This is a genomic window from Catonella sp., from assembly GCF_052173895.1.
Taxonomy (GTDB): Bacteria; Bacillota; Clostridia; order Lachnospirales; family Lachnospiraceae; genus Catonella.
Genome location: NZ_JBQMXS010000065.1, coordinates 1 through 6,894, shown reverse-complemented (window position 1 = coordinate 6,894; position 6,894 = coordinate 1). Strand labels below are relative to the sequence as shown.

7 protein-coding genes are annotated in these 6,894 nt (G+C 32.0%); 1 reads left to right on the top strand and 6 read right to left on the bottom strand.

Features of this window, described 5'->3' with window-relative positions; genetic code table 11:
- From ACTTG8_RS09400 to ACTTG8_RS09375, 6 genes are all read right to left on the bottom strand, one after another.
- Positions 1-1,642: helix-turn-helix domain-containing protein (locus ACTTG8_RS09400; RefSeq protein WP_442561857.1), on the bottom strand; the 1,642-nt coding region annotated here is incomplete at its 3' end.
- A 10-nt stretch (positions 1,643-1,652) separates the two neighbouring features.
- Positions 1,653-2,453: an ABC transporter permease gene (locus ACTTG8_RS09395; RefSeq protein WP_442561856.1), complete on the bottom strand. Its 801-nt coding sequence runs from the start codon at positions 2,451-2,453 to the stop codon at positions 1,653-1,655.
- Positions 2,454-2,456: 3 nt separating this feature from the next.
- The gene (locus tag ACTTG8_RS09390) at positions 2,457-3,257 is read right to left on the bottom strand and encodes an ABC transporter permease (RefSeq protein ID WP_442561855.1); all 801 of its coding nucleotides are present in this window, start codon (positions 3,255-3,257) and stop codon (positions 2,457-2,459) included.
- A 14-nt stretch (positions 3,258-3,271) separates the two neighbouring features.
- Complete coding sequence (locus tag ACTTG8_RS09385; protein WP_442561854.1) at positions 3,272-4,246, bottom strand: ABC transporter ATP-binding protein; 975 nt, start codon at positions 4,244-4,246, stop codon at positions 3,272-3,274.
- Between the two features lie 276 nt (positions 4,247-4,522).
- Positions 4,523-4,714: a YjfB family protein gene (locus tag ACTTG8_RS09380; RefSeq protein ID WP_442561853.1), complete on the bottom strand. Its 192-nt coding sequence runs from the start codon at positions 4,712-4,714 to the stop codon at positions 4,523-4,525.
- 12 nt (positions 4,715-4,726) lie between these two features.
- Positions 4,727-6,148, bottom strand: coding sequence for a leucyl aminopeptidase (locus tag ACTTG8_RS09375; RefSeq protein ID WP_442561852.1), 1,422 nt, complete (start codon positions 6,146-6,148; stop codon positions 4,727-4,729).
- A 348-nt stretch (positions 6,149-6,496) separates the two neighbouring features.
- Here ACTTG8_RS09375 and ACTTG8_RS09370 point away from each other — a divergent pair, with 348 nt between their 5' ends.
- Positions 6,497-6,883 carry a desulfoferrodoxin family protein gene (locus ACTTG8_RS09370; protein WP_442561851.1) on the top strand — a complete coding sequence of 129 codons (387 nt, stop codon included), beginning with the start codon at positions 6,497-6,499 and terminating at the stop codon, positions 6,881-6,883.
- Positions 6,884-6,894: the final 11 nt, after the last annotated feature.

The window sequence follows — 6,894 nt, the reverse complement described above, 5'->3', positions numbered from 1 at the left end:
TCTTTTCCTTAATATCAGCCATATCTTTAAGTAAGGGTACAAGAATACTGACATCATTTTCTCTAAACATTCTTTTCAATGCCTTATCAGCAAGAGCCTTACTTTTTTCATATTCCCCTCTTTCTTTATATAAATGTATCAAAGCCCTTACTATATCCTTTATATTATGCCAACTTACATATCTTTTCTTATTTTCATTATCAAGCATAACCTCAAGAGTTTTAATACAATCACTCCCTGTAAGCATCGCTAAAAGACTTAAACCTCTATTTTCAGTCGGTGTGTATATATAGCGTTTGCCTGATATTTCTTTTATACTAAACAACTCATTTAACAAAGTGATTTTATTTTCAGGTGCTTCTTCTTTCATTTTTATTTCTAAAAGTCTTACAAATTGTAAATTTTCCCATATATCCATATTTATACTATCTTTAAGTTCTGAAAGTCTTTCTGTTACAGACCTGAATTTCTTGGCGGCTATAAGCTTATCACATTCCTTTGCTAATAAAAAAGCCTTATAACTGTCCGCTTCTATATCTCCTTTTATAAAAGTAAAGCTTATTCCCAGTCTGTTTACAAGAGAAATAAGAGTCTTGGTACTTGGAAATATTTTCCCCCGTTCAATTCTTTGATAATTTTCAACCGAACATATGCTTTCACTTACTTCCTCACAGGTAAGTCCTGACTCTTTTCTTTTTAATTTCAAATAATCTGACAAAATAATATATCTTCTTCTGTTTTCATTTGGTCTGCTTATATTATAAGAAACTTTAATATCAATATCTGTAAAAATACTTGTTATCGCCTTACATTGTCTGATATATACAGACTCCTCACATGAGGATTCCACATCTTCTATAAAAAACTCCAATATTGCAGGCAGTTCCAATACAGTATCGGCTTTAACCATTATTTTAATTGTATTCTTTTCTATTCCAAGCCTTTTATCCAAGGCTAATTTCTCTTTGAAGGTATTTAATATAAAAAGAGCAAGCTTTGGAATTACCCTTCCTTTCAAATTTTCATCAGGTACCGTTTGTATTTTGCACAAATAAATTTCATACAATTTTTCTGTTATTTCTAACCTTTTTTCAGGTTTTAGTAAAATTTCCATATCACATAAATTAATGAGTAAATGCCATTCAAATAAAGATAAAAGAGGATTTTTCTCATATATTACAAACAGGTCTATTCCTGTAGCCGACAAGGCATTTTTTATATATTCATAAGCTGATTTCATATTTTCATTACAGTTTCTTTCCAATATATAATTAAAAAAATCTCTGTAACTTGTCTGTATTCTCTCATTTATTAAGTGTATGTTTCTAAAGTCATCTATCCCTTTTGCTAAACCTCTCCAATCCTTATTTTCCGCATAGTCAAGACATTTTTCATACCATAAGAAAAACTCATGCACTCTCTCAGGCACAAGCATTTCAAAATGGTCTGTAGAAATTCCTAACCTCTCTAAAATTGTATTAAATATAAATATATCAAAAAGTTTCTCTCCATTTTTATATTTACAGACTGTTTTTTCACTACAAAGTCCTTTAAATACACTGTTATATGAAATATTTGTATTTTCACATATTTCCCTTATTATATAAGAAGGATTATCTCTAAATGTATTTCTTACAGTCATCTTCCCTCCCTTAACTGCTTGCACTTGAATATCTTTTTATGCCTGCCCTCCACATTATAACACATATACTAAGTGTAATTACAGGTGCCATAAAATACCAAATCAAAAGTGTCTTGCTTATACAACCACCTATTATAAGCCCCGGAACATTGGTAATTAAAAATATCGGAAAAATGAAACATCCTATCTCCTGAATTATTTTATTATAAATCTTCATCGGCATATTATTAAAATCCCATATTGCATCGCTTATCTGTGCAATCCCTGTAGTTGACATAGTCCAAAATCCAAGCAGACGCGGTATTAAAAATAAAGAATAAGTAAGCACCGTCCCTACGGTCAGACAGCCTGTAAATATCCCTATATTAGTAAAATTAACACTGAAACCACATCTATGCCAACCTATGCCAAGCATAATAAATCCGGCAGTTATGGCAGGAAACGGAGTGGCAAAATCTATATATCTAAAAGTCACAAGAAATAATCCTGACACAGGTTTTGTCAAATATAAATCTAAAGTTCCCTCTCTTATATAATTGGTCAGATTCCAGAAATTAGTATAAAAAGACATATAAATTCCTGTCATTATGGTATATGTTCCTATAAAAACAAGCATATAATCAGGGCTCATTCCATTTATATTAACTCCTGTTTTATATATGAGAACTACATAAGTGAGTTTTACAACTAAAAATCCTGCCTCTACCAATACCCCCATAATAAAATTAACTCTATATTCAAGCTGTCCTGCAAGTGAATTTCTTGCAAACATAAAAATCAGAACCAAGTATCTTTTTAACAAATTTATCATACTCTATCCCCCTACTGCAACATATTTCTTTAATCCTTTTTTCCACAAAATACCTGCAAGACTTCCCAAAAAAACAATCCAAAAAATTTGTACGGCAAATGAAAAATATATAGGTATTGTCATCTCTTTTCCTGTTATTATCTCCACCGGAAACTGTAGCATATATTTAACCGGTAAAAATAATATTACTTTATTAAAATGTTCTCCCAATATATCAAGCGGAAATATCCCCCCACTTATTACCATAATTATTACACTAATTGCCGGAAAAATTCTTGATATTTCAGTAAGCCACAGCCCTGACAGCCCTACTATAAAGAAAAATGTAAAGTTTAATATCAGCGAAAATACTATTGCTGTTATAAAATAAATTATCCTTATCGCATCTATTTTAAAATATCCAAGCATACCAAATATTATAGATATAACTGTAAGTATAATTAAAAATATAATTGACAGAGAAAATCTTTCTCCAAAAAAGCAGGCTCCTCTGTAATAACAATAATTTATCGGTTTAACTATATACTTATTTAATCCTCCATTTTTTATATCATCATTCATTTCCCATTCAAAGCCTGTAGAAAGAAATTTTGCAGTTACACCTACAAAAAATGTATATAATAACATCTGATGATAAGTGTATCCGTACAATATTCCTCCGCCGGTGGTCTCATATATAGCTTTCCACATTGATACCTGTATTAAAATAGGAAATATTGCTCCAAAATAACTGCTAAAAAAGTCAAATCTATATTCAGTAGCCTTAGAAATTCCCATTAAAAAGCATTTTATATATTTTTTCATAGCCTCTCTCCATTTTATTTTACACCCTGATACAATAGTGTAACTCCGTCTTCTATTGATACATCCTCTACTAAAAAATCTTTTATATCGTATTCAGCCAACAGTTTTGCCATAATTTCATTACTTTTTTCCTTATCTGCCTCCAGTGTGAGTATATTATCTTTGTACTCTTTCACATTGTCATACTTAGTAAAATCTTCATCAATTTTCTGTTTAAAAATAAGTTTAATTATCTTTTTATTTCCAAGATAATCTCTTATTTTTTTAGTTTCACCATCATAAACTATCTCTCCATGATTTATAACTATGGAACGCTTACAAAGATCATTGATGTCTTCCATATAATGGCTTGTAAGCAGAATGGTAACCTTATTTTTTTCATTGTATTCTTTTAAAAATTTTCTTATATTTTTCTGTGAAATGATATCAAGCCCTATCGTAGGCTCATCTAAAAACAATATATCCGGCTGATGAAGCAGGGCTAATATTATTTCCATCTTCATTCTTTCACCTAATGACAATCGTCTTACCTGAACATTTAAAAGCTTCTCTACTTCAAAAAGTTCAGACATTTCCTCCAGTCTGTTTTTATAGTCTTTAATCTCTATATTGTAAATCTGTCTACTTAGTTCCATACTGTCAATAGCAGGTAAATCCCACCAAAGCTGATTTTTCTGTCCCATTATAATAGATATTTTCTTTTTAAATTCATTCTTACGTTCCCAAGGTGTAAATCCAAGAACTTCCGCTTTACCTGAAGTCGGATATAAAATTCCTGATAACATCTTTAAACTTGTAGTTTTACCTGCTCCATTTTTACCTAAAAAACCTACTATTTCACCCTTTTCTATAGAAAAACTCATTTCTTTTACAGCTTCTTTTATAAGTTTTTTCCTTGAAAACAAGTTTCTAAAAGAACCTTTCAAGCCTTCTTTCTTTTCATAGTATTCAAAATTTTTGCATAAACCCTTTACCTCTATAGCTTTCATAAATCCCTCCTTTTTCCAATAGCTTAGCATGGAATACAAAAATTTAACAGGACATATAAAGGGAATTTTTCTTTATTAAAATCCCTGTTATATGCCCTGTTTGTTTTAATCTTTTTTGATTATTTACCTTCTGTAGAGGCAAACTTCCCTGACGAAAGCTTAGTATCCCATGGAAAGATTTTTGTTTAATAGGAAATTTCTTTTAACTTTCCTATTAATAAAAATTTGCCTATATGAAAGCAAACTTTCAATATAGGCAAATTACAACTAACTATCTTAAAGCTTAATATCTATATTATTTCCAAGATGAGGTTGCACCGATTTTTCCATCATCTTAATCATTTCGTTTCCTAAAGTTTCATTCACATCCATAGTCTGTTTCATTACTGCTGTACTTACTTCTGTCATTGTCTTTGCCATAGCCATATCTGTTGAAAGAGATGCTATGCTCATTGATAAACCATCCATACAAACCTCCTTTTATTCTGTAAGAGCATAATAAAGGCTCTTAACCATAACTCCAGTTGCACCTTCCCCTACATATCCATAAGCCTTCTCTACACCTGCAGTTCCTGCTATATCTATATGAATCCAAGGGATTTCTTTTGCAAGAAAAGAACCTACAAAAAGTCCGGCAGTCATCATTCCACCATACTTTCCACCCGTATTTTTAATATCGGCAACTTTAGATTCATTCATCTTTTTATAATATTCAGTGGAAGGCATCTTCCAAATCATTTCTCCCGCTCTCTCATTTCCTGCCAAAAGTTTGGCAAAAAATTCGTCATTATTGGTTATAGCTCCACTCACCTGCTCACCAAGTGCTATAGCACAAGCACCTGTAAGAGTAGCTAAATCAATGAGCTTTGTTGCACCAAGATTACTAGTAGCATAATAAACAGCATCTGCCAAAGTAAGTCTTCCCTCTGCATCTGTATTTATTATCTCAATAGTCTTGCCACTCATAGAACCAATGATATCTCCATTCCTGTAACCATCACCTGAAATCATATTTTCACAAGCTGCAACTACAGCCACCACATTAACTTTGGCTTTAAGGCTTGAGAGTGCATTCATTGCACCAATTACAGTACCTGCTCCCCCCATATCCATGTGCATAGTTACCATTCCCGTAGCAGGCTTAATTGCATAGCCGCCACTATCATAAGTTAGTCCCTTGCCGACAAGAGCTATCCTTTCATCTGATTCCGGATTATTGTAATATTCCATAACAATCAGCTTTGGCTCTTTTGAGCTTGCTCTGGCAACACTTAAAAAGGCTTCCATCTTAAGTTCTTCAATTTCTTTTTTACCATATATAGTTACTTTCACTCCATTTTTTTCAAGCCTCTCCTTAGCTATATCGGCTAAAGTCTTCGGATAAATTACATTTGCAGGCTGATTTATAAGATCTCTTGCTAAAAAAATTGATTCAATAAGCTTATTAGCCTCATTTATTCCCTTCTCAGCCCTATGCTCTTTGCCCGGAATAGGATTATAATTCACTGTAATTTCCGGCACAGCTTTTCTTTCTGACTTAAACTTATCAAACCTATAGGTAGCCTGTAACATTCCCTCTGCAATAGCCTCTGCAAGCTTATAGTTACACAAATTGTTTAACTTAGGAATGTTTAACTCTACTTCCTCTATCTTATGTTTCAATAATACCTCAGCAACTTTAAAAAAAGTTCTCCTGAGCATATCAAATTCAATCTCTGATTCTTTTCCAAGACCAATTAGCAACAAACTCTCAAAACTGCTATTCATAGAAAAATAAACCTCTTCCGGCTTACCTGCAAATACTTCTTTCTCCGACAAAGACTTCAAAAAATCTGTATCTAATCTGTCTTCAAATACTAATTCAGCCTTTACTCCACCGTTTTTTCCAATATTAAATTTCATGTACCCTCCTAAAATCATTTCATTAATTAATTTAGAATTGCTACAGCTTTGTTTCTGACAATTCAATTTAGATATTTTATTATTTATAACTATCTTACCATACTTGTCAAGTCCATAACACATTTTTTCACATCTCCCTTCCTCTTTAATCGAAATTTCTGACTAAAATTAAAATATTTTATTTTTCACCTAGACAAAACGAATTGTGTGTGATATAATTTGATAAAACCTAACAGAGTGACTTTTTCAAATAATTTGGCAAATTGAGTTGACTTTTTAAGGTTTAAGTATAATATTAAATTGAGCAATATTTTGGCTCATATCAAACAATACAAGGAGGATTTAATAATGGAGAATTTAGGATTTTATGTCTGTAAGGATTGCGACTTTGAGGTACAAGTAATTAGAAAGGGTGACCACGAGCATGAGCACAAACTTTTCTCAGAGGAGCTTAAGTACTTAAAGCCAAACTCAAAGGAAGCTGCTGTTGAAAAGCATGTTCCTGAAGTTACAGTAGATGGCGATACCATCAATGTAGTTGTTGGTAGTGTAGTTCATCCAATGACAGAAGAGCATAATATTGAATGGGTATATGTTGAAACTGAAAAGGGTGGACAGATGAAGCACTTTAAGGCTACTGACGAGCCAAAGGCTATTTTCAAAATAGTTGATGACAAGGCTCTCAGAGTATATGCATACTGCAACCTTCATGGACTTTGGGTTAAAGAGCTGTAATTAAGTAAATT